Annotated in this window: 22 protein-coding genes and 1 riboswitch; of the genes, 5 read left to right on the top strand and 17 right to left on the bottom strand. The window is 72.1% G+C overall.

Annotated features, from left to right (window positions below):
* Positions 1–84 precede the first annotated feature (84 nt).
* Positions 85–465, top strand: coding sequence for an FKBP-type peptidyl-prolyl cis-trans isomerase (locus Vlu01_RS05310; RefSeq protein WP_203994795.1), 381 nt, complete (start codon positions 85–87; stop codon positions 463–465).
* A 94-nt stretch (positions 466–559) separates the two neighbouring features.
* Here Vlu01_RS05310 and Vlu01_RS05305 read toward each other — a convergent pair whose 3' ends face one another.
* The 5 genes from Vlu01_RS05305 to pdhA all read right to left on the bottom strand — a co-directional run bounded on the left by Vlu01_RS05305 (position 560) and on the right by pdhA (position 6,248).
* Entirely contained in the window at positions 560–910 is a 351-nt protein-coding gene (locus tag Vlu01_RS05305; RefSeq protein ID WP_203994793.1) for an STAS domain-containing protein, read from the bottom strand.
* A gap of 184 nt (positions 911–1,094) precedes the next feature.
* Positions 1,095–2,354, bottom strand: coding sequence for a L,D-transpeptidase (locus tag Vlu01_RS05300; protein ID WP_203994791.1), 1,260 nt, complete (start codon positions 2,352–2,354; stop codon positions 1,095–1,097).
* Positions 2,355–2,671: 317 nt separating this feature from the next.
* A complete protein-coding gene (locus Vlu01_RS05295; RefSeq protein WP_203994789.1) occupies positions 2,672–4,069 on the bottom strand; it encodes a dihydrolipoamide acetyltransferase family protein in 1,398 nt (465 codons plus the stop codon).
* Entirely contained in the window at positions 4,066–5,082 is a 1,017-nt protein-coding gene (locus tag Vlu01_RS05290; RefSeq protein ID WP_203994787.1) for an alpha-ketoacid dehydrogenase subunit beta, read from the bottom strand. Before Vlu01_RS05290 ends, Vlu01_RS05295 begins: the two co-directional genes overlap by 4 nt.
* A complete protein-coding gene (gene pdhA, locus Vlu01_RS05285; protein ID WP_203994784.1) occupies positions 5,082–6,248 on the bottom strand; it encodes a pyruvate dehydrogenase (acetyl-transferring) E1 component subunit alpha in 1,167 nt (388 codons plus the stop codon). Before pdhA ends, Vlu01_RS05290 begins: the two co-directional genes overlap by 1 nt.
* Positions 6,249–6,351: 103 nt before the next feature.
* On the opposite strand from pdhA, the gene Vlu01_RS05280 reads away from it, so the two are divergent.
* The gene (locus tag Vlu01_RS05280) at positions 6,352–6,858 is read left to right on the top strand and encodes an Lrp/AsnC family transcriptional regulator (RefSeq protein ID WP_203994767.1); all 507 of its coding nucleotides are present in this window, start codon (positions 6,352–6,354) and stop codon (positions 6,856–6,858) included.
* 4 nt (positions 6,859–6,862) lie between these two features.
* Here Vlu01_RS05280 and Vlu01_RS05275 read toward each other — a convergent pair whose 3' ends face one another.
* Positions 6,863–7,834 carry a DNA polymerase domain-containing protein gene (locus Vlu01_RS05275; RefSeq protein ID WP_203994755.1) on the bottom strand — a complete coding sequence of 324 codons (972 nt, stop codon included), beginning with the start codon at positions 7,832–7,834 and terminating at the stop codon, positions 6,863–6,865.
* Between the two features lie 42 nt (positions 7,835–7,876).
* Positions 7,877–8,746, bottom strand: a complete 870-nt coding sequence (locus Vlu01_RS05270; RefSeq protein WP_203994752.1) for a metallophosphoesterase family protein — start codon at positions 8,744–8,746, stop codon at positions 7,877–7,879.
* A gap of 76 nt (positions 8,747–8,822) precedes the next feature.
* A riboswitch (ZMP/ZTP riboswitch) is annotated at positions 8,823–8,913 on the top strand.
* A gap of 18 nt (positions 8,914–8,931) precedes the next feature.
* Here Vlu01_RS05270 and Vlu01_RS05265 point away from each other — a divergent pair.
* On the top strand, positions 8,932–10,368 hold the full coding sequence (locus Vlu01_RS05265; RefSeq protein ID WP_203994747.1) for a glycine hydroxymethyltransferase: 1,437 nt from the start codon (positions 8,932–8,934) through the stop codon (positions 10,366–10,368).
* Between the two features lie 60 nt (positions 10,369–10,428).
* On the opposite strand, the gene Vlu01_RS05260 is transcribed toward Vlu01_RS05265, so the two are convergent.
* Together Vlu01_RS05260 and Vlu01_RS05255 are read right to left on the bottom strand one after the other, a co-directional pair.
* Positions 10,429–10,689, bottom strand: a complete 261-nt coding sequence (locus Vlu01_RS05260; RefSeq protein WP_091088513.1) for a hypothetical protein — start codon at positions 10,687–10,689, stop codon at positions 10,429–10,431.
* 84 nt (positions 10,690–10,773) lie between these two features.
* Positions 10,774–11,871, bottom strand: a complete 1,098-nt coding sequence (locus tag Vlu01_RS05255; protein WP_373307282.1) for an alpha-hydroxy acid oxidase — start codon at positions 11,869–11,871, stop codon at positions 10,774–10,776.
* 128 nt (positions 11,872–11,999) lie between these two features.
* Here Vlu01_RS05255 and Vlu01_RS05250 point away from each other — a divergent pair, with 128 nt between their 5' ends.
* On the top strand, positions 12,000–12,398 hold the full coding sequence (locus Vlu01_RS05250) for an MmcQ/YjbR family DNA-binding protein (protein ID WP_203994743.1): 399 nt from the start codon (positions 12,000–12,002) through the stop codon (positions 12,396–12,398).
* A 3-nt stretch (positions 12,399–12,401) separates the two neighbouring features.
* Here the strand turns inward: Vlu01_RS05250 and Vlu01_RS05245 are convergent, their stop codons facing one another.
* Positions 12,402–13,610 (bottom strand): MFS transporter, encoded by a 1,209-nt coding sequence (locus Vlu01_RS05245; RefSeq protein ID WP_203994741.1) that lies wholly within the window; start codon positions 13,608–13,610, stop codon positions 12,402–12,404.
* A gap of 87 nt (positions 13,611–13,697) precedes the next feature.
* Between Vlu01_RS05245 and Vlu01_RS05240 the strand changes: the two genes are divergently transcribed.
* The gene (locus tag Vlu01_RS05240) at positions 13,698–14,318 is read left to right on the top strand and encodes a CGNR zinc finger domain-containing protein (RefSeq protein WP_203994739.1); all 621 of its coding nucleotides are present in this window, start codon (positions 13,698–13,700) and stop codon (positions 14,316–14,318) included.
* A gap of 392 nt (positions 14,319–14,710) precedes the next feature.
* Here Vlu01_RS05240 and Vlu01_RS05235 read toward each other — a convergent pair whose 3' ends face one another.
* Genes Vlu01_RS05235 through accB form a run of 7 tightly spaced genes read right to left on the bottom strand, consistent with a single transcriptional unit; the run spans position 14,711 to position 20,687 of the window.
* On the bottom strand, positions 14,711–15,055 hold the full coding sequence (locus tag Vlu01_RS05235) for an antibiotic biosynthesis monooxygenase family protein (RefSeq protein WP_203994731.1): 345 nt from the start codon (positions 15,053–15,055) through the stop codon (positions 14,711–14,713).
* Positions 15,055–16,302 (bottom strand): beta-ketoacyl synthase N-terminal-like domain-containing protein, encoded by a 1,248-nt coding sequence (locus tag Vlu01_RS05230; protein ID WP_203994729.1) that lies wholly within the window; start codon positions 16,300–16,302, stop codon positions 15,055–15,057. The genes Vlu01_RS05235 and Vlu01_RS05230 overlap by 1 nt, the downstream gene beginning before the upstream one ends.
* 37 nt (positions 16,303–16,339) lie before the next feature.
* Positions 16,340–17,614, bottom strand: a complete 1,275-nt coding sequence (locus Vlu01_RS05225; RefSeq protein ID WP_203994727.1) for a beta-ketoacyl-[acyl-carrier-protein] synthase family protein — start codon at positions 17,612–17,614, stop codon at positions 16,340–16,342.
* Positions 17,611–18,009 carry a cupin domain-containing protein gene (locus Vlu01_RS05220; RefSeq protein WP_203994724.1) on the bottom strand — a complete coding sequence of 133 codons (399 nt, stop codon included), beginning with the start codon at positions 18,007–18,009 and terminating at the stop codon, positions 17,611–17,613. The genes Vlu01_RS05225 and Vlu01_RS05220 overlap by 4 nt, the downstream gene beginning before the upstream one ends.
* The gene (locus Vlu01_RS05215; RefSeq protein ID WP_203994721.1) at positions 18,002–18,766 is read right to left on the bottom strand and encodes an SRPBCC family protein; all 765 of its coding nucleotides are present in this window, start codon (positions 18,764–18,766) and stop codon (positions 18,002–18,004) included. The genes Vlu01_RS05220 and Vlu01_RS05215 overlap by 8 nt, the downstream gene beginning before the upstream one ends.
* Positions 18,763–20,142, bottom strand: a complete 1,380-nt coding sequence (locus Vlu01_RS05210) for an acetyl-CoA carboxylase biotin carboxylase subunit (RefSeq protein WP_203994719.1) — start codon at positions 20,140–20,142, stop codon at positions 18,763–18,765. Before Vlu01_RS05210 ends, Vlu01_RS05215 begins: the two co-directional genes overlap by 4 nt.
* A gap of 14 nt (positions 20,143–20,156) precedes the next feature.
* Positions 20,157–20,687 (bottom strand): acetyl-CoA carboxylase biotin carboxyl carrier protein, encoded by a 531-nt coding sequence (gene accB / locus Vlu01_RS05205; protein WP_239095707.1) that lies wholly within the window; start codon positions 20,685–20,687, stop codon positions 20,157–20,159.
* Between the last annotated feature and the right edge of the window lie 20 nt (positions 20,688–20,707).

Here is a 20,707-nt window from a genome sequence, read left to right as displayed (position 1 = left end):
CGTCACCTACCGGTGACGCCCGCCGCACCGCGTAGCATCCGGCAGGATTGTGCTGACCGGAACCGACGCACCAGGAGAATCCAGATGAACCAGGCAGCGAGCAAGCCCGAGATCGGTCCGATCGAGGGTGCCCCGCCGGCCGACCTCGTGATCGAGGACATCACCGTGGGCGACGGCCCGGAAGCGCAGCCCGGGCAGGTGGCCCGCGTGCACTACGTCGGCGTGTCCCACTCCACCGGCGCCGAGTTCGACGCCTCCTGGAACCGGGGCGAGCCCTTCGACTTCCCGCTCGGCGGCGGACGGGTCATCGCCGGCTGGGACCAGGGCGTGGTGGGCATGCGGGTGGGCGGCCGGCGTCGGCTGACCATCCCGCCGCACCTCGGGTACGGCAGCCAGGGCGCGGGTGGGGTCATCAAACCCAACGAGACCCTGGTCTTCGTGGTCGACCTGCTCGGCGTCCGCTGAGATCGCGCGTCCGGCGCCGGCCCCCGTGCCCGGCGCCGGACGCGTCATCGGCACCCCGTGCCGATGACGCCGGCGGCGGTGCGTTTTCGACCGGTCACACCGCGGCGAGCAGCCGCTCCGGCGTGACGTCGACAACCGGGATGACCTGCCGCAGGCCGGTGGTGCGCAGCACTCGCTCCACCACCGGTGGCGGGTCGACCAGCACCAGGGCGCCGCCCTGCGACCGCACCCAGAGCCGGGCCGCGACCAGCGTGCGCACCCCGGCCGCGGAGAGCAGCCGGACCTCGGAGAGATCCACCCTCAGCTCACCGCGGGTGGGCGCCGCCCAGAGAGCGGCGCGGAACGCCGCAACCGTGGCGATGTCGATCACACCGGCCACGCGAACGCACACTGCCTCGTCGGACACGGTGGTCTCGACGTGGAACCGCTCCTCGTGCTGTCGCATAGGGCGAACCTATCCCCCGCCACCGACACTTCCACCCTGCTCGACGGTGGTTCCGGGTAAGCCCAGGGCATGACCCGCAGGGCGGTCGTGTCCACCCTAGGGACCATCCCGCACCTGGCGTGACGGCCGTCCGGGGACCGAGCCGGGCCGACCCACGTCGGGGTGGCCCGGCGCGTACGCTGGGTCAGCCCCCGCTCGCCGATGGCTGCGGTTCGGGCGACCCTCCGGCGACCGCTCCCGGGTCCGGCGCCTGGGTCGGGGTGGGCCGCAGATTGGCGGGCACCGGCAGCGCGCTGCCCTTGGCGAACTGCTCCCAGCTGACGTTCCACGCCGTCCAGCCGTTGCCCTCGTCCAGGGCGACCTCGGTGCCCTTGACGGTCACCAGGTCCCCGACCTGGGTGATACCCATCAGCCAGTCCGCGTTGGCCGCCGACAGGTTGGTGCATCCGTGCGACACGTTGGTGTATCCCTGATCCCCCTCCGACCAGGGTGCGCCGTGGATGAACTCACCGCCCCAGGTGAGTCGCTGCGCGTCCTCGACGTCGACCACGTACGGATCGGCTGAGCCCCGGGTGTCGAAGGTGGTGAAGTCGTGCTTTTCCATGATCACCATCTTGCCGCTGGACGTCGGCGTGCTCGGTTTGCCGAGACTGACCGGCAGCTTGCGCAACAGCTTGCCGTCCCGGATCACCGACATCTGCTTGCTGGCGTTGTCGATCTCCAACTGGATGTCTCGACCGATCTTCGAGGTGGCCCGCCGGTCGGCGTCACCGACGCTCTCCTTGCCGATCGGCAGGCCCTCCAACGCGGCGCGAACCTTGATCGTCGTACCTGGTCGCCAGAAGTCGGGTGCCCGGTAATAGACCTGACTGCCGTCGGACACCCAGGACCAGGTGCCCGGCTGCGGCGGATCCGTTTTCACGAACAAACGGCGCTGCACATCCGCCCGAGCCTCTTTGGGAATCGGCGGGTCGAAGGCGACGGTTACCGGCATCGCGGTGCCGTACGTCCGATCACCGGCGAAATACAAAGTGCTCGTGATAGCCGGTTTGGATGATTTCGGCTGGGTCGTGAAGGACGTCCTACGGGTTACCGTCTTTCCGGAGTCGCCGGTGGCGGTGACCTCCGCGGTGTACGTCCGCTTCGGCTCCAGAGTCTTGCTGGGCACCCAGCCGGAACCGTCCTCGCGCGGCTCCGCCGGGACGGTCGCGCCCTTGTCGTCGGTGATCCGGACGGCGGTGACCCGCCCGTGCGTGACCTGGGTGCCGATCTCCCCGGTGACCGGCACGTCGCGGGTGCCCTCGGCCGGCGTCACGGCCAGTTCCGGGTGGGCCTGCGCCTCGGCGGGCTGCCCGGGCCTGCGGTCGCCGGTGCACGCGCCCAGCGCCAGCGGTGCCGCTGCGACGCTCACCGCCAACAGCGTCAGTCGCCGCCTCAACATCATGATGCGTCTCCCCCGTTTATCGCCGCTTCCTCGCCACATTCTCCCTAGCTCGGCACCGACGTTTTCGCGGTTTCGGCCAAGAGCGGGGTCATGGCATGGAGAAACCTTTCCCGTAATCGCACCCGGGCGAACGGAAAATGTCAGCGATGACGTTTCGGGCGATCTCGGCCGGGGGTGGGGCTATGTCCGGCGTCGTACCACGGACCACCTTCGCGGCCCACGCGTCCGCACCCGGCCCCGCGCCGGTCGTGGCGTCGATCGGGGTGCGCCTCCACATCCCGGTGGAGGACGGGACGAACCCCCGATCGACGCCGCCGTCAGACCGTGGCGATCAGCAACGCGGGCTGCTCGACACAGTCCGCCACGTGCCGCAGGAACCCGCCGGCCACGCCGCCGTCACAGACCCGGTGGTCGAAGGTGAGGCTCAACTGCGTCACCTTCCGGACCGCCAGCTGACCGTCGACGACCCACGGCTTGTCCACGATGCGGCCGACACCGAGCAACGCGGCCTCCGGGTGATTGATGATCGGGGTCGAGCCGTCGACGCCGAACACCCCGTAGTTGTTCAGCGTGAAGGTTCCCCCGGTGAGCCGGGACGGCGGCAGTTCACCGGCCCGGGCCGCGGCGGTGGTGGTGGCGAGTTCGGTCGCGAGTTCGGTGGTGGTGAGCCGCTCGGCGTCCCGCAGCACCGGCACCACCAGGCCGCGGTCGGTCTGGGCGGCGATGCCCAGGTGCACCCCGGCGGACTGGATGATCCGCTGTCCCTCGGTGTCGACCCGCGCGTTGAGCTGTGGGTACCGGCGCAGCCCGGACAGACAGATCCGCGCGAGCAGGGCCAGAATGCTGACCGGGTGGTCCGGCCGGGCGGCGTTGATCGCGGCCCGGGTCTGGAGCAGGGCGGTGGCGTCGGCGTCGACCCAGATGGTCACCTCGGGGATCTCCCGGCGACTGCGGGAGAGCTTGTCCGCGATGGTCCGGCGGATACCGGTCAACGGGATGACGAGGTCCGACGCGGTCCCGAGCGGGTCGGTCACGGGCGGCTCGGGCAGCACCGTGAGCCGGGCCGCAGGGGTCGGGTCGGTGCTGAGGCCGGCGGCCACCTCCACGTCGGCTCGGCGGATCACGCCGCCCGGGCCGCTGCCGCGCACCGTGTGCAGATCCACCCCGTGCTCGCGGGCCAGCCGCCGCACGATCGGCGAGATGACCAGTGCCGGCACCGGTGCGGCAGGCCCGCCGGCCGGGACCGGCGCGGTGGCTGACGGGTGGGCGCCGGCGACCGGCGTCGACCTCGCGCCCGCCGGGATCGTCGCCGTGCCGTTGGCGGACGCGACGGCCGCGAGTCGGGAACGGCGCCGCCGCCGGGAGCCGCCGTGTCCGGTGCCGTACCCGATCAGGACGTTGCCGGAGCCGGCCCGCTCCTCCTCCCGGTAGACCGCGTGCCCGGCCGGCTCACCGCCGTCGGCCGGCCCGCGGACCGACTCGGCGACGGTGATCAGGGGCTGGCCCACCGGGCGTACCTCGCCCTCGACGCCGTGCAGCGCGACGACCCGACCGGCGTACGGGCAGGGCACGTCCACGACCGCCTTGGCCGTCTCGACCTCGACCACGGTCTGGTCCACGGTGACCGTGTCGCCGACCGCGACCCGCCACTGCACGATCTCCGCCTCGGCGAGACCCTCACCGAGATCCGGCAGGAGGAAAACCTTCTCGGTCATGCCGCACTGTCCTCGGTCAGCCAGCGTCGGTCGGGCTGGTCGTCCCACTGCAACCGGGCCACCGCGTCCAACACCCGGTCGACCGACGGCAGGTGGGTGTGCTCCAGCATCGGCGCCGGGTACGGGATGTCCAGCCCGGCCACCCGCAGCACCGGGGCGTGCAGCGCGTGGAAGCAGCGCTCCTGCACCCGGGCGGCGATCTCCGCGCCCACCCCGGCGAAGCCCTGTGCCTCCTGCACCACCACGCACCGCCCGGTACGCCGCACCGAGGCGGCGATCGTGGCGTCGTCGAAGGGCACGATGGTGCGTACGTCGACCACCTCCAGGTCCCACCCCTCCTCGCGGGCGGCCTCGGCGGCTTCCAACGCGACCGGGACGGCCGGACCGTACGCGATCAGGGTGGCGTCGCGCCCGGACCGGCGTACGACCGCCCGGCCGAACGGCTCGGTCCGGGCCGGCAGCGCGGTCTCGGCGGCGGCGAAGTAGAGCTTCTTCGGCTCCATGAACACCACCGGGTCGGGGTCGTCGATCGCCTCCCGCAGCAGCGAGTACGCGTCGTCGACGGTCGCCGGGGTGACCACCTTCAGGCCCGGGGTGTGCGCGTAGTACGCCTCCGAGGAGTCGCAGTGGTGCTCCACCCCGCCGATGCCGCCGGCATAGGGCACCCGGATCACCATCGGCACGCTCAGCGCGCCCCGGGTGCGGTTGCGCAGCTTCGCCACGTGGGAGGCGATCTGCTCGAACGCCGGGTACGCGAACGCGTCGAACTGCATCTCGACCACCGGCCGCAGCCCGGACATGGCCAGTCCGACGGCGAATCCGACGATCCCGGCCTCTGCCAGGGGTGTGTCGAAGCAGCGCTTGTCGCCGAAGCGGGCCTGCAGTCCGTCGGTGATCCGGAAGACCCCGCCGAGCTGGCCGACGTCCTCGCCGAAGACGAGCACCCGCTCGTCGTCGAGCATCGCGTCGGCGAGCGCGGCGTTGAGCGCCTTCGCCATGGTCATGGTGGCCATCAGGCGTCCCCCTCCGCTGCCGCGGCCAGTTCGGCGCGCACCTGTTCCCGCTGCTCCACCAACTGCGCGGTGGGTTCGGCGTAGACGTGGTCGAAGAGGCTGAGCGGGTCGACCGTGGGTTGGGTGTTCATCCTTTCCCGGAGCTGGGCGGCGTACGTCTCGGCCTGCTCGGCGATCTCGGCGACGGCCGCGTCGTCGAGCACGTCGCGGCCACGCAGGTAGGTTTCCAGCCGCACGAGCGGGTCGCGGTCGCGCCACGCCTCGACCTCCTCGGCGTCGCGGTAGCGGGTCTGGTCGTCGGCGTTGGTGTGCGGCTCCATCCGGTAGGTGTGCGCCTCGACCAGGAACGGTCCCTTTCCGGCACGGGCGTAGGCGACCGCGCGGTTGAGCACGGCGAGGACGGCCATCGGGTCGTTGCCGTCGACCTGCTCGCTGGGGACGCCGTAGCCGACGCCCTTGTGGGCGAGCGACGGCGCGGCGGTCTGCCGGGACAGCGGGACGCTGATGGCGTACCGGTTGTTCTGCACGAAGTAGACGACGGGCGCCTTGAAGACGGCGGCGAAGTTGACTCCCTCGTGGAAGTCGCCCTCGCTGGTGGCACCGTCGCCGATGTAGACCAGGGCCACGGTGTCGCGCCCCTGGTACGACTCCCCGTAGGCCAGGCCCGCGGCGTGCACGCACTGGGTGGCCAGCGGGGTGCACTGCGGCGCGGTGCGCCGCTGCGCCGGGTCGTAGCCACAGTGCCAGTCACCGCGCAGCAGCGTCAGCACCTCGACCGGGTCGATGCCACGGGCGGTCAACGCCATCGACTCGCGGTAGGTCGGGAAGACCCAGTCGTCGTCGCGCAGCGCCAGGACGCCGCCGACCTGACAGGCCTCCTGGCCCCGGGAGGACGGGTAGACGGCCAGCCGGCCCTGCTTGGTCAGCGCGGTCGCCTGCGCGTCGAAGCGCCGGCCGACGACCATCCGCCGGTACATCTCGCGCAGCGTCTCGACGGGCGGTTCGGGGTAGTCCGCGCGGGCCGGCAGCAGGGTGCCGTCCGGGTTGAGCAGCCGGACCGGATCGGTCTGGGGCAGCAGGCCGGCGGCGGGGTCGGGCGCGGCCGGGGTGGCCGGCCGCCGCGTACGCGGGGATGCCCTGCGGGCCGCCTGGGGGGTGGTGGTCACGGCGGAACCTCCTGGACGTGTGGTGGCCCTATGCTCCTGCTGTCGGATGATTGACTCAAGATGCCCGGTGAACGCGGGACAGATGGCACTCAGGGAGGCCGTGATGAGCCAGGAGGCTGCCGAGGAGGCGGACCGGCGGGGCGGAACGGGACGTTCGGCCGTCACCCTCGACGAGGTGGATCGGCGGATCCTCGACGAGCTGACCCGTGATGGTCGGCTCTCCATCCGGACCCTCGCCGAGCGGGTGCACGTCTCACGGACCAACGCCTACGCCCGGGTCGAGCGGCTGCTGCGCGACGGGGTGCTCACCGGTTTCGCCGCGCGGGTCGCCCCGGAGGCGGCCGGCCTGGGCACCTCGGCGTACATCGCGCTGACGATCAGGCAGAACACCTGGCGGGAGGTGTCCGCGGAGCTGGCCCGGGTGCGCTACGTCGAGCATGTGGCGCTGCTCAGCGGCGAGCACGACGTGCTCGCGCTGGTCCGGGCGCCGGACAACGCCACCCTGCGGGACGTGGTGCTGGACCGGGTGCAGCGCATCGCCGGCGTGCTCGCCACCCGCAGCTGGCTGGTCTTCGAGGAGTACGACGGGGTGCGCAGCCCGTGGGCGTGACCGCTCAGCGCTCGGGCGGCGGGTCCAGGCCCTCCCGGTCGGCCAGTTCCAACAGCGGAGCCAGGGAGAAGCGGTGCTCGTCCAGGCCGGCGTGCGGGTCGCCCCGCTCGGCGAACCGGCCCGGCATGGTGGTCACGTCGAAGTCCTCCGGCCGGACGTCGTCCAGCTCCGCCCAGTCCAACGGCGCGGAGACCAACGCGGCCGGCGTCGGCCGGATCGAGTACGCCGAGGTCATGGTGTGGTCCCGGGCCATCTGGTTGTAGTCGACGAAGACCGGCCGGTCCCGCTGTTCCCGCCACCAGGTGGTGGTGACCAGGTCCGGGCGGCGTCGCTGCATCTCCCGGCCGAGGGCCAGCACCGCCCGGCGGCAGTCACCGAAGCTCCACCGGGGCTCGATCGGCACGTAGACGTGCAGGCCCCGCCCGCCGGTGGTCTTCGGGTAACCGACCAGACCGAGTTCGTCGAGGAAGCCGCGGACCTGCTGCGCCACGGGCACCACCTGGTCGAACCCGACCCCCGGCTGCGGGTCCAGGTCGATTCGCAGCTGATCCGGCCGCTCCACGTCCGCTCTGGTCACCGGCCACGGATGGAAGCGCAGCGTGCCGAGGTTGACCGCCCAGATCACCACCGCCAACTCCCCCGGTGCGATCTCGTCGGCGCTGCGTCCGCTGGGGAAGGTGATGTGGGCGGTGCCCACCCAGTCGGGCGCGCCGGCCGGCACCCGCTTCTGGTAGAACGCGTCACCCCGGTTGTCCTGCCGGGTGGCGATGGTCGCGCCCTCGAACACGCCACGCGGCCACCGTTCCAGCATGGTCGGTCGGTCCCGCAGCGCGCGCAGGATGCCGTCGCCGACGGCGAGGAAGTAGCGCACCACGTCCAGCTTGGTCAGCCCCCGCTCGGGGAAGTACGGCTTGTCCAGGCTGGTGACGCGGACCGTCCGCCGCCCCACCTGGATCTCCTCCGCCGCCGTCGCCACATCTGCGAGGGTACGACGACAGGCATCGGCTTGCCGGCTCGATCACCAGGCCGTCGACGGTGTCCCCTCCGGTGCCGGCAGGATCTGCCGCAACCGACCCGGGGGTACCCGACGCGGCTGCCACTCCCTCGGGTAGCCCACCGACACCTCCTCGAACCGCACCCCGTCGTGCCAGCTGGTACGCGGAATGTGCAGGTGGCCGTAGACCACCGCGGCGGCGTCGAAGCGTACGTGCCAGTCAGCGGTGGCGTCGGTGCCGCACCACTGGGCGAAGATCGGATACCGCAGGACGCGTGTCACCTCCCGGACCAGCGGCCAGTGGTTCATCAACACGGTCGGCAGCGCCGGATCGCGCTCGGCGAGCCGGCGGGCGGTCTCGGCCACCCGGGCCGCGCACCACGCCGAACGGCTCTGGTACGGGTCGGGGTGCAGCAGGAACTCGTCGGTGCAGACGATGCCGGTGCGGTACGCCTCGGCCAGCGCCGCCTCGGGGGTGTCGAAACCGTCCGGCCGCCAACTGTGGTCGTAGAGCAGGAACAACGGCGCCACCGTCACCGGGCCGCCACGCCCCTGCCACACCGGGTACGGGTCCTCGGGGGTGACCACGCCGAGGTCACGGCAGAGCTCGACCAGGTGCGCGTAGCGCGCCGCGCCGCGCAACGTCACCGGATCGCCGGGCGGCGTCCACAGCTCGTGGTTGCCCGGCGACCAGACGACCCGGGCGAACCGGTCGGCCAGCAGCCGCAGCGCCCACTCCACCTCGGCGACCGTGTCCCCCACGTCACCGGCGACGAGCAGCCAGTCCTGCGGCGTTCTCGGACGTATCCCCTCGACGATGGTCCGGTTCTCCGGATGCCGCACGTGCAGGTCGCTGATGGCCAGGAGGCTGCCAGCACTGTCCGTTCCCGCCATGTGATCGATCGTAGTGATCGCCCGGACCGCGCCCGACCGGCACTGCGGCCGCCGGGACGGGGTACCCGGTAGGATCCCCTCGGGCCGTGACTGGCGCATTGGAGATGGAGAACCATCGGGGAGCGGTCCCGTCACGAGGACGCATGCCGAGCGCCTGGGCCTTCCGTACGTCACCTGGAGGTCGCATGCCGCGCAACGCCGAATCCACCGCCTTCCGCAGCGCTCTTGAGGTGATCCGTGGTGTCGAGCCACGGGTCGCCGACGCGATCGGGGCGGAGCTGGCCGACCAGCGTGAATCGCTCAAGCTGATCGCCAGCGAGAACTACGCCTCCCCGGCGACGTTGCTGGCCATGGGCAACTGGTTCAGTGACAAGTACGCCGAGGGCACCGTCGGACGGCGGTTCTACGCCGGCTGCCAGAACGTGGACACCGTCGAGGCGCTCGCCGCCGAGCACGCCCGGGAGCTGTTCGGCGCGACGCACGCGTACGTGCAGCCGCACTCGGGCATCGACGCCAACCTGGTGGCGTTCTGGGCGATCCTGGCCGACCGCGTCGAGGCACCGGCGCTGCGGCGAGCCGAGGCGCGCCACGTCAACGACCTGACCGAGGCGGACTGGTTCGCGCTGCGGCGCGAGCTGGGCGACCAGCGGATGCTCGGCATGTCGCTGGACGCCGGCGGGCACCTCACCCACGGTTTCCGGCCGAACATCTCCGGCAAGATGTTCGACCAGCGCAGCTACGGCACCGACCCGGCCACCGGCCTGGTCGACTACGACAGGGTCGCCGAGATCGCGCGTGAGTTCCGCCCGCTGGTGCTGGTCGCCGGCTACTCGGCGTACCCGCGCAAGGTCAATTTCCGGATCATGCGGGAGATCGCCGACTCGGTCGGCGCCACCTTCATGGTGGACATGGCCCACTTCGCGGGCCTGGTCGCCGGCAAGGTCTTCACCGGCGATTTCGACCCGGTGCCGCACGCGCACATCGTCACCACCACCACTCACAAGTCGCTGCGTGGCCCGCGCGGCGGCCTGGTGCTCTGCGGCCCGGAGCTGGCCGACCAGGTCGACCGGGGCTGCCCGATGGTGCTCGGCGGCCCGCTGCCGCACGTGATGGCCGCCAAGGCCGTGGCACTCGCCGAGGCCCGCCGGCCCGACTTCGCCGACTACGCCCGGCAGGTCGTCGACAACGCGCAGGCGCTCGCCGAGGGCCTGCTGCGCCGGGGCGCCAAGCTGGTCACCGGCGGCACCGACAACCACCTGGTGCTGATCGACGTGACCGGCTACGGGCTGACCGGTCGGCAGGCCGAGCAGGCGCTGCTGGACTCGGGCATCGTCACCAACCGCAACGCCGTGCCGCAGGACCCCAACGGCGCCTGGTACACCTCCGGCATCCGGGTGGGCACGCCGGCACTGACCACCCGTGGGCTCGGCACGGCCGAGATGGACACCACCGCCGAGCTGATCCACACCGTGCTCAGCCAGACCAGCGCCGGAGCGAACCCGGACGGCACCGCCTCCAAGGCCAAGTACGTCCTCGACCCGGCCCTCGCGGACAAGATCAGTCGCCAGGCCGGTGACCTGCTCGGCGGCTTCCCGCTCTACCCCGACGTCGAGCTGGGCTGACAACGGGCGCGCCGGGCCGGGATGCCCCGACCCGGCGCGCTCGGTGGTATCCGGCCCGGCTCAGGCGAGCGGGCGTTTGAGGTGGTAGCGGTGCACCTCGGTGCTGCCCTGCACGTTGTTCACGTCCTCGGCGGCGGAGACGAGTTCCCAACCGTCGCGCCCGGCGCGGTTGAGATGGGCGATGGCGGTGTCGCCGTACGCCGTGATGTCCTTGCGGGACCCGTCGGGGCCGTACCAGACGAACGAGACATGAAAATTGCGGCCCTGCCCCTGGTAGCGGCGGACCAACAGAGCGTATTCCCAGGCAACCATGTCGCCCATTATGACCGTCCATCCAGGACGACGGCAGGGCAGCGATCACCTGTTGCAAACGGATGAACGCGATGAGTCGCCATCCGGTGCCGGTCAGCCCACCGGCACCGTGCGCAGGGCGCGGGCCGCCGCCGGATCGGCGCAACCGGCCAGGGCCAACGCGTCCCGCAGTTCGTCGGCGAGCAGGGACAGCGCGGTGCTGGCCGCCGCTTGCCCACCGGCCGCCAGGGCCCAGAGCATCGGCCGACCGACCAGGACACCGTCGGCACCCAGCGCCAACGCGCGCAGCACGTCGACGCCGCTGCGGATCCCGCTGTCCAGCAGCACCTCGCACCGCTCACCGACGGCCGCCACCACCTCGGGCAGCATGGTGGCGCTGGCCGGGGCACCGTCGAGCTGCCGGCCGCCGTGGTTGGACACGACCACCGCCTGCGCACCCGCGTTGACGGCGCGTACGGCGTCGGCCGGGTCGAGGATGCCCTTGACGACCAGCGGCAGGTCACACCGCTCCCGTAGCCACCGCAGATCCGCCCAGCCCAGGGCCGGGGCGAAGGGCGCGTCGTGCGGCGCGGACAGCGGGGTGACGCCCGGCGTACCGCCGTGAGCCAGGTCGTCGCGACCGCCTGGCAGGTTCGGCGGGACCAGTTCCGGTGGCAGTCGGAAGGCGTTGCGCAGGTCCCGGAGCCGGCGACCGAGCACCGGCACGTCCACCGTGACCACCAGTGCCCGGCACCCGGCCGCCCGGACCCGCGTCAGCAGGTCGGCCACCAGCGAGCGGTGGCGCAGCCAGTACAGCTGGAACCAGACCTCGGCACCGGTGGCGGTGACCTGCTCGATCGGTGTGCTGCCGAGGATGCTGGCCAGGTACGGCACGTCGGCGGCGCGGGCCGCGGCGGCCAGCGCCGGCTCGCCGTCGGGATGCACCAGCCGTTGGTACGCCATCGGCGCCACCCCCACCGGCATCGCGTAGTCCCGGCCGAGCAACCGGGTCCGTAGCGTCGGAGTGGTCACTCCGGTCAGCACCCTCGGCAGCACGCCGACCCGGTCCAGGGCGCTGCGGTTCCCACCGAGGGTGACCTCGGCACCACTGCCACCGTCCACGTAGTCCCAGACGTGCGGCGGCAGCACCGTCCGGGCCAGGCCGGCGAAGTCGGCCAGACAGGCCGGGGGTGGACCGGACGTGATCTCCATGCGGTCCACCATCGTCGACCCGAGGCCGTCACGCCAGCGCGGGCGGTCACCGGGCGGCGAGGTCCGGACGGAAGGAGCCGGACCGGACGGGACCCCACCGCGCGCGTCACCTGGCGTACCGTCGGGAGATGGCGAGTTGGGACGACGTACGCCGAATCGCGCTGGGCCTGCCGGAGACCAGCGAGCGGCCCTCCTACAACGGGGTGTCCGCGTGGCGGGTGAAGGACAAGGCGTTCGTCTGGGAACGCCCGCTACGCGGCAACGAGCTCCACGACCTCGGATCGGCCGCACCGGACGGTCCGATCCTCGGGGTCCGGGTGGCCGACCTCGGCGTCAAGGAAGCGTTGCTCGCCGACGACCCGGGCCTCTTTTTCACCACGCCACACTTCGACGGTTACCCGTCGGTGCTGGTCCGGCTGGACCGGATCGATGTTGCCGAGCTGACCGAGCTGATCGTGGAGGCCTGGTACGCCCGCGCCCCGAAACGTCTCGCCGCGACGTACCGCGCCGAGGAGGCGCAACGGTAGCGGTCACCGGGTGCCGCCGAACGACACGGGGCGGGTCGGTTCGGGCGTTGCCTGCGGTGCCCGGGCGGTGGGCCGGATGAGTCGTTCGCCGAGCGCCAGCACCAGAGCCACGACGCTGAGCAGCACGCCGATCAGCACCGTGCTGTGCACGCCATGGCTGGGCAGGGTGATCCCACCGACGAAGGCACCACCGGTGATGCCCACGTTGACGGCGGCGGAGACCGTGGCGGCGGCGAGGTCCGAGCGCCCCGGCGCCACCTGTAGGACGAGGCCACCGAGGGTCGCGGTGAACGCGGCGAAAGCCAGGCCGGCCAGCGCGATCAGGCCGACGGCCGCGGCGGGTTGGTGGCCCAGCGTGTACAGCCCGAACAGGGCCAGCGACTGCAGCGCGACCGTCGTGACCAGGGCGAGCCAGGGGCTGCGATCCACCAGCATGCCGATGGCGAGGATGCCGAGCACGCTGGCGATGCCGCGGACCAGCAGGACGGCGCCGACCGAGGCGGCGGGCATCGCGCTGACCTCGGTCACGAAGAGGGCGATGTAGGTGTAGGCGGCGATCGCGCCGGCGGTCGCCGACACGGCCACGGTCACCAGCAGCCAGAAGCGGCGGGCGTCGGGAGCCGCGCCACGGGCGGCGTGTCCCTGCTCCGGCCGCGTCGCGGGCAGCAGTGCGGCGACCACGACGAACACGACCGCGCCGAGCCCGGCCACCGCCAGGAACGAGGCCCGCCAGCCGGCGCGTTCGCCGAGCCAGATGCCCGCGGGGACGCCGAGGGCCAGGGCGATGTTGCCGCCGGCGAACACGATCGCGACCACCCGCCCGCGTAGACCCGGTCGGAACAGCTCCGCGGCCGCCGGCACCACCACCGCCCAGAACAACGCGTGCGTCGCCGCGGTCACCATCCGGGTCGCCATCAGCAACGCGAAGGTGCTCGCGAACACCGCCATCACGTTGCTGACCACGAAGCCGGCCAGCAGCGCCGACAGCAGCCGTCGGCGAGGAACCCGGCGGACCAGGGCGGTCAACGGGACGGAGGCGACCATCACCACAGCGCCGTACGCGGTGACCAGCATGCCCACGTCCGCGGGTGAGACGACCAGGTCCGTGGCCATCGGCAGCAGCAGCCCGATGGGCAGCGCCTCGGCGGTGGTGTAGAGGAAGGTCCCGCCGGACAGACCGATCAACACCGCTGTCGCCCGTCCGCGTCCCATGCACTCTCCTCTGTTACCGCCTAAACGCATTACGACGGAAACACTAGAGAGCCGTGCATCATCGGTCAACTGGTAAAGTCGGTTTTGATGGAAACATTCGAGGGTGTCAGGAGGCTGCGCCTGGTGGGCGGCAACCTCGCGTTGGACTTCGTGAACACCCGCACCGGACCACCGGTCGGGTCACCCGACGGCGACGTGCTCACCGGCTACCCCGAGCTGGTCGCCTGGGCCGGATACGCGGGCACCCTCACCGAAGCCGAGGTGACCAGGTCGCTCCGCCTGAGCCACGACGACCCGGACGCCGCGCAGGCCGCCTTCGGACGAGCGCTGCGCACCCGCGACCGTCTCGACGAGGTGTTCCGGGCCCTGGCCACCGGCCGGAGCCCGAGTGGCGCGGATCTGGCCCACCTACGCGACGAGGAAGCGGACGCACTCGCCCACGCACTACTCGACCGGGCCGGCAGCTACGTCTGGACCTGGCGGGACGATCACACAGCGGCCCGGCCGCTACGGCCGGTGGTCCACGCGGCAGTCCAACTGCTCACCACCGGCGCGCTGGACCGGATCAAGGGATGCGGCGGCTGCCGCTTCCTGTTCCACGACGAGAGCAAGAACCGCAGCCGCCGCTGGTGCAGCATGGACGACTGCGGGACCGTCGAGAAGGCCCGGCGCTACGTCGCCACGCGACGCACCCGGGCGACCCGGTGAGCAGCGGTCCCGACCGAGGTCGACCTCGGGCCGCGCCGAGAGGCGCGCCCGCCGCGACCGCCCACCGGCCACGGCCAGGTCGGTCACCCGGGACGGCAGGTCGGCGGGAGACCGCCGGTCGGCCCCGCCCGGCGAGAACAGCGGTCCGGTCATGACACTCCCACCCTCCAGCACGGACGTCGCGGCGCTATGCACGAGCCCGCAGGTCGCCCTCCTCGGAGTCTTGCCGGGAACCCTACGGCAGGCCCGATGGACATTGCTTCATGCAAATGGATGCCCGACACGGGCGACTGGCCGGATTGTCGCCAGGCCGACCAGCGAGGATGATCGATTCCGTGTGTCGACCTACAGTGCAGGCGTCGGTACCGAACGTGCGGGTTCCCGGGCGGTGTTCAGGCCGGGACCGGGGTCTGCGCGTGGATGTGGAATCGCAGCGACCGTGCGTCGGTGAAACACTCCCGCATCGGCCGGACCAGCTCGCGGTGCTCCGGGCTGCGCTCCCACGCCTCGAAGTGAGCCAGGCTGGTCCACTCGCTGGTGATGAGCCACTGCTCCGGATCGGTCGACGAACGGCACACCTGGTCGACCAGGTGGCCCGGTACCCCGCCGGCGACCAGGTGTCGGACCGCCTCGTACGCCCGGAGAAAGTCGCCGGTGCGCTCGTCGGGCACCCGGACCAGGAAAACCACCCGTGCGCGGTGCTCGTCAGCTCGCTCCTCGCGCTCCCGTGCCTTCATCACGATTCCTCTCCGGCCGGCGGCGCACCGCGCAGCACCAGCGCACTGTTGAATCCGTCGAAGCCCCGGGCGCAGACCAGGGCGACCCGGGTACGCGGGCGACGCTCGGCCCGCAGGAAGTCCAGTTCACATCCCTCGGCCACCACGTCCGGACCGGCTGAGGCGGGCAGCGTGTCGTGTGCGAAGGCGAGCAGGGCGGTGGCCACATCCAGCGCCGACCCACCCTGATGCGCCCGCCCGGTCAACTCCTTGTGGGTACTGACCGGCGGTGTGCGGGCGGCGAAGACGGCCCGCAACGCGCTGGCCTCGGCCCGGTCGTAGCGGGGCACCCCGAGAGCGTCGGGGACCACCACGTCCACCTCGTCCGGTTCGACGCCGGCCCGACCCAGGGCCAGCCGCATCGCGCGGGCGTACTGGTGGGGGTCGCCCGCGCTGTCCGCAGTGGTGTGTGCCGCGTCGTGGGTCGCACCCCAGCCGGACACCTCGCCGTAGATGCGCGCGCCCCGGGCGACCGCGTGGCCCAGCTCCTCCACCACGAACACCGCGCCGCCCTCGGCGGGCAGGTAACCGCTGGCGGTGGCGTCGAACGGCCGGTAGGCCCGTTCCGGATCGGCCACCTCGCTGAGCAGGCCGGAACGCAGCTGACAGGCCAACGCGTAGGGACTCAGCGGGCACTCGGTCGCTCCGGCGAGCACCACCGGGACGCCTCGCCGCACGGTGCGCACCGCGTGCGCGAGGCTGTCCAGCCCACCGGCCGCCTCGCTCACCACCACCCCGCACGGGCCCTTGGCCTGGTGTCGGATGGAGAGCTGTCCGACGCTGGCCGCGTAGAACCAGGCGATCGACTGGTACGCGCCGACGGTACGCGTCGGTGACGACCAGAGGCGTTGCAGCTCCCGCTGGCCGAACAGGTTGCCGCCGGAGGCGCTGGCCAGTGTCACCGCCCAGGCGTACGGGTCGGTGGCCCGGTCCGGCAGGCCGGCGTCGTCCAGCGCCAGCGCGGTGGCGGCGAAACCGAGGTGCGTCCACCGGTCGGTCTGCACCAGGGCGCGGTTGTCGGCGTACCGGGCCGGGTCGAAGTCCGCCACCTCACCACCGAGCCGGGTCGGATAACCGGAGGCGTCGAAGAGGGTGATCGGCCCGGTACGGCGACGGCCGGCCAGGACCGAACGCCAGTGCTCGTCCGCGCCGACGCCGGTGGGCGCCACCACGCCGATGCCGGTGACCACGGCCCGCCCGCCCGTCATGTGGTCACCGCGCCGGCCGCCGGCACCCGGCGGATGCTCACCGTGTCACGTCCCGGGCCAACCGGCGGAACAGCATGGCCGACTGGAAGCCGCCGAATCCGCTGCCCACCGAGAGCGCCACGTCCACCGGAACCTCCCGGGCCTCGTTGGGCACGTAGTCCAGGTCGCACTCCGGATCCCGGGTGGTCCAGTTGGCGGTCGGCGGCACCACGCCGAACTCGATGGCCAGCGCACACGCGGCCATCTCGATGGCGCCGATGGCGCCGAGCGAGTGCCCGACCATCGACTTGATCGAGCTGATCGGCACCCGGTGGGCCGCCGACCCGAGCGACCGTTTGAAGGCGGCCGTCTCGTGCCGGTCGTTCTGCCGGGTGCCGGAGCCGTGGGCGCTGATGTAGGAGACGTCGTCGGGGGCCAACCGGGCCTGCCGCAACGCGTCGGTGATGGCCAGCCCCATCTCCAGGCCGTCCGGTCGCAGCCCGGTCATGTGGTAGCCGTTGCTGCGGCTGGCGTAACCGGCCACCTCGCAGTAGACGTGCGCCCCCCGCCGCGCGGCGTGTCCGGCCTCCTCCAGCACCAGCACCGCCGCCCCCTCGGCCAGGACGAAGCCGTGCCGGTCGGCGTCGAAGGGACGGGAGGCGTGCGCCGGGTCGTCATTGTCCGGGCTGGTGGCCTTGATGGCGTCGAAGGACGCCACGGTCACCGGGGAGATGGGTGAGTCGGCGGCCCCGGCGAGCACGATGTCCGCCTCACCGTCGACGACGAGTTGGTGGGCGTACCCGATGGCGTCGATGCCGGAGGTGCAGCCCGTGGAAATCACCTGGGCCGGGCCGTGCAGGCCGTGTCGGCAGGCCACGTCGGCGGCCAGGCTGCTGGGCATCAGCGCCGGATAGAGGTACGGGCCGCCGAGGGCCGCGTCGACCAACCAGTGCCGGCCGCTGTCGCTGACCGTCACGTACTCCTGCTCCAGCGCCATGGTGCCGCCGACGGCGGTGCCGAGGACGACACCCGTACGGTCACGTTCGGCGTCGGTGAGTTCCAGCCCGCTGTCGGCGACCGCCTCGGCGGCACAGGCCAGCGCGAACTGCACGTACCGGTCGGCGCGCTGCCGCTGGGCGGGGGTCAGCCCGGCGGCGTCCGGATCGAAGTCGCACTCGGCGGCGATCTGCGACCGGAACGGCGACGGGTCGAAGAAGCTGATCCTTCGCGTCGCCGTACGTCCCTCGGTGATGCTCTTCCAGAACCGGTCCCGGGTCACCCCGCCGGGGGCGACCACCCCGACGCCGGTGACCACGGTACGCCGGGTGGTCATGACCGGTCCCGCTGTTCGACCAGCTCGGTGTCGACGTGGCCGAGTTCCGGGCGCGGGGCCAACGGTCCGAGGTGGAAGACCACCTCGGCGGGGAGGTGGCCGGTGTTGCGCAGCCGGTGCCGGACGTTGCGGGCCACGAACAGCGCCTCACCGGCCGCCAGCGGCACCGGTTCGTCGTCCAGGTCGACGGTGATGGCGCCCCGGGCGACGTAGAGGAACTCCTCGCTGTACGGGTGGTAGTGCTCGGCGATCCGTTCGCCCGGCGCCATGGTGGCCACACCCATGAAACCCGAGGTGCTGCCGACGGTGCGCGGACCGAGCAGGACGCGCAGTTCGCCGCCACGGCGACGGTCGGCGGGCACGTCCCGGGCGGCCACCAGGGCGAGTTCACTCATCGTCTGCTCCTGTCCTGCTCGTACCGGTCGACGCCACGCTCGTCAGCGGCGTGCTCGCCGGGTACCCGGCGAGCCGTTCGACGCGTTCCTTGATCACGGCAAGCTGTACCGCGCTGTTGGTGTTGATCCGTTCGGTCATCCCGGCGTTGTCCACCGGTGCGGTCGGCTTCATGGCGAAGTCCTGCACCCAGGTCATCCGGACGCCGTCCGGTTCCTCGGTGTAGGTCCAACGGATCCGCATGTACTCGAACGGTCCGGTCTCCACCCGCCGGGCCCGCACCTGCCGGCTGGCCGGGTCGGCGGTGCGTTCGCTGACCCAGCTCCACGCGACGCCGTTCTCGTCGGGATGCATGGTGAGCCGGAACCGGATCGTGTCCCCGTCCCGGTCGAGGATCTCGGCCCGCGCGTACTCGGTGAACAGGTCCGGCCAGCCCGCCACGTCGTTCGTCACCGACCAGACCAGCTCCAGCGGCGCGGCGATGACGATGCTGTTCTCGGTGTGGCCGGGCGGATCGGCCCGCCGGGCGACCAGGTCGGCCACGGCGGGGATGCTCAACTGGGTGGCCTGCTCCGGGATGTTCACCTGCCACCGGTCGGCGACCACGGCCGAGAGTTCGAGCAGGGCGAGCGAGTCCATGCCCAGTTCCTCCAGGGAGGCGGCCGGCGCGCGGGCGGCGACGTCCGGGTCGAGCCCGCAGTTGGTGACCAGGATGTCGGTTATCTCCGCGGTCAGCGAAGGGCCGTCGGTGACGGTCATCGTTTCCTCCTCGGGTGTGCGGGTTTCGGTGCGGCGATCAGACGGTCCACCAGCCCGGTGGAGTGCCGCCCCTTGCGGAACTCGGCGTCGTCGAGCACCCGGCGGACGAACGGGATGGTGGTCCGCATCCCGGGCCCGGAGATGTCGAACTCACCGAGGGCGCGGTCCAGTCGGCTCACCGCCAGGTCGCGGTCCGGTGCCCAGACCGCGACCTTCGCCAGTAGCGAGTCGTAGTACGGCCCCACCAGGTAACCGGCGTGGCCGTGGGTGTCGACCCTGGTGAACGGGCCGCCAGGCGGCACGAACCGGTCCAGGCGGCCGGGGGTCGGCGTGAAGCCCCGATTCGGATCCTCCACGTTGACCCGGCACTCGATGGCCACCCCGGTGAACCGGACATCCTCCTGACGCCAGCGCAACGCGGTGCCGGCGGCGATGTGGAACTGCTCGTGCACCAGGTCGATACCGGTGATCATCTCGGTGACCGGGTGTTCCACCTGGATCCGACAGTTGATCTCCAAAAAGTGGAACCGCTCCTCGACGTCGACCAGGAACTCCACCGTCCCGGCACCGGTGAACCCGACGTCGAGTGCGCCGCGCAGGGCGGTGCTGGCGATGGCGTCCAGCGTCGCTGGGGACAACGCCGGCGCGGGCGCCTCCTCGACGAGCTTCTGATGCCGGCGCTGCACCGAGCAGTCCCGGGTGCCCAGGTGCACACCGTTGCCGTGCGCGTCGCAGAGCAGTTGGACCTCGACATGCCGGGAGTCGGTCAGGTAACGCTCGACGTACACCCGGTCGTCACCGAAAGCGGCCTGGGCGGCGGCCCGGGTGCGGGCGTACGCCCGGGGCAGGTCCGCCGGGGCGTGGACCACGGCCATCCCCCGGCCCCCTCCCCCGGCGGCGGCCTTGATGATGACCGGGTAGCCCACCTCGGCGGCGACGGCCGCGGCCTCGGCGGCGGTCGGCACCGGCTGCACGGCACCCGGTGCCAACGGCAGCCCGGCCCGGCTCATCAACGCACGGGCGGAGGACTTGTCGGCCAGCACGGACATCACGTGCGGCGGCGGGCCGACGAAGGTCAGTCCGTTGTCCGCGCAGATCTCCGCGAAATCGGCGTCCTCGGAGAGGAAGCCGTAACCCGGGTGCACCGCCTCGGCACCGACCTTGCGGGCGGCCTCCACCACCGCCGCGGCGTTGAGGTAGCTGCGCCGGCTGGCCGAGGGGCCGATCCGGACGGCCTCATCGGCCAACCGCACCGCAGCGGAGTCGGCGTCCGCGGTGGAGTAGACCACCGCGGTACGGATGCCCAGCTCCCGGCACGCGCGCAGGATGCGCAGCGCGATCTCGCCCCGGTTGGCGATCAGGACCTTGGAGAACATCGGCACCCCCGCCCTCAGACCGGATCCAGAGCGACAAGTGGTTGGTCGTACTCCACCGGTTGTCCGTCGGTCACCAGGACCTCGACGACCCGGCCGGGCCGGTCGGCGACGATCTCGTTCATCAGCTTCATCGCCTCGACGATGCCGATGACCTGCCCGGGGCGGACCAGGTCGCCGACGGCCACGAACGGCGCGGCGCCGGGCTGCGGCGACCGGTAGAAGGTGCCGACCATCGGCGAGCGGACGTTGGTGCGCGTCGCGGGAGCCGCCGCCGGCGGGGCGGACGGACCGGCTGGCGACCGCGGGACGGGGGCGGCGGAACTCGTGGGACCGGACGGTGCGCCCGGGTCCGGACCGACCGGTCGTTCCCACTCGACCTCCAGTTCGGCGTCACCGAGGCGCAGCCGCAGCCGGCGTACCGGGTGGGCAAGGTCGGCGACGAGCTCCCGGGCGTGTCGGCGCAGTTCGGTCAGGGCGACGTCGGCTCCGGTGTGCCGACCGGTCCCCGGACCGGCGAGGTGCCCGATCTGGTCACCGGCCGGGATGGCCGGTTCGGTGCGTGCGA

Source organism: Micromonospora lutea (genome assembly GCF_016863535.1).
Classification (GTDB): Bacteria; Actinomycetota; Actinomycetes; order Mycobacteriales; family Micromonosporaceae; genus Micromonospora; species Micromonospora lutea.
This window is presented reverse-complemented; position numbering and strand designations above follow the sequence as displayed.

Excerpts from the sequence above, each read along its gene's own strand:
- Vlu01_RS05240 (WP_203994739.1), top strand. The coding sequence starts at position 13,698 with ATGGAAACATTCGAGGGTGTCAGGAGGCTGCGCCTGGTGGGCGGCAAC.
- Vlu01_RS05270 (WP_203994752.1), bottom strand. The coding sequence starts at position 8,746 with ATGGCGGGAACGGACAGTGCTGGCAGCCTCCTGGCCATCAGCGACCTG.
- Vlu01_RS05250 (WP_203994743.1), top strand. The coding sequence starts at position 12,000 with ATGGCGAGTTGGGACGACGTACGCCGAATCGCGCTGGGCCTGCCGGAG.
- Vlu01_RS05245 (WP_203994741.1), bottom strand. The coding sequence starts at position 13,610 with ATGGGACGCGGACGGGCGACAGCGGTGTTGATCGGTCTGTCCGGCGGG.
- Vlu01_RS05265 (WP_203994747.1), top strand. The coding sequence starts at position 8,932 with ATGCCGCGCAACGCCGAATCCACCGCCTTCCGCAGCGCTCTTGAGGTG.
- Vlu01_RS05310 (WP_203994795.1), top strand. The coding sequence starts at position 85 with ATGAACCAGGCAGCGAGCAAGCCCGAGATCGGTCCGATCGAGGGTGCC.
- Vlu01_RS05280 (WP_203994767.1), top strand. The coding sequence starts at position 6,352 with ATGAGCCAGGAGGCTGCCGAGGAGGCGGACCGGCGGGGCGGAACGGGA.
- Vlu01_RS05230 (WP_203994729.1), bottom strand. The coding sequence starts at position 16,302 with ATGACGGGCGGGCGGGCCGTGGTCACCGGCATCGGCGTGGTGGCGCCC.
- Vlu01_RS05220 (WP_203994724.1), bottom strand. The coding sequence starts at position 18,009 with ATGAGTGAACTCGCCCTGGTGGCCGCCCGGGACGTGCCCGCCGACCGT.
- Vlu01_RS05235 (WP_203994731.1), bottom strand. The coding sequence starts at position 15,055 with ATGAAGGCACGGGAGCGCGAGGAGCGAGCTGACGAGCACCGCGCACGG.
- Vlu01_RS05215 (WP_203994721.1), bottom strand. The coding sequence starts at position 18,766 with ATGACCGTCACCGACGGCCCTTCGCTGACCGCGGAGATAACCGACATC.
- Vlu01_RS05255 (WP_373307282.1), bottom strand. The coding sequence starts at position 11,871 with ATGGAGATCACGTCCGGTCCACCCCCGGCCTGTCTGGCCGACTTCGCC.
- Vlu01_RS05260 (WP_091088513.1), bottom strand. The coding sequence starts at position 10,689 with ATGGGCGACATGGTTGCCTGGGAATACGCTCTGTTGGTCCGCCGCTAC.
- Vlu01_RS05295 (WP_203994789.1), bottom strand. The coding sequence starts at position 4,069 with ATGACCGAGAAGGTTTTCCTCCTGCCGGATCTCGGTGAGGGTCTCGCC.
- Vlu01_RS05210 (WP_203994719.1), bottom strand. The coding sequence starts at position 20,142 with ATGTTCTCCAAGGTCCTGATCGCCAACCGGGGCGAGATCGCGCTGCGC.
- Vlu01_RS05305 (WP_203994793.1), bottom strand. The coding sequence starts at position 910 with ATGCGACAGCACGAGGAGCGGTTCCACGTCGAGACCACCGTGTCCGAC.
- Vlu01_RS05300 (WP_203994791.1), bottom strand. The coding sequence starts at position 2,354 with ATGATGTTGAGGCGGCGACTGACGCTGTTGGCGGTGAGCGTCGCAGCG.
- Vlu01_RS05225 (WP_203994727.1), bottom strand. The coding sequence starts at position 17,614 with ATGACCACCCGGCGTACCGTGGTCACCGGCGTCGGGGTGGTCGCCCCC.
- Vlu01_RS05290 (WP_203994787.1), bottom strand. The coding sequence starts at position 5,082 with ATGGCCACCATGACCATGGCGAAGGCGCTCAACGCCGCGCTCGCCGAC.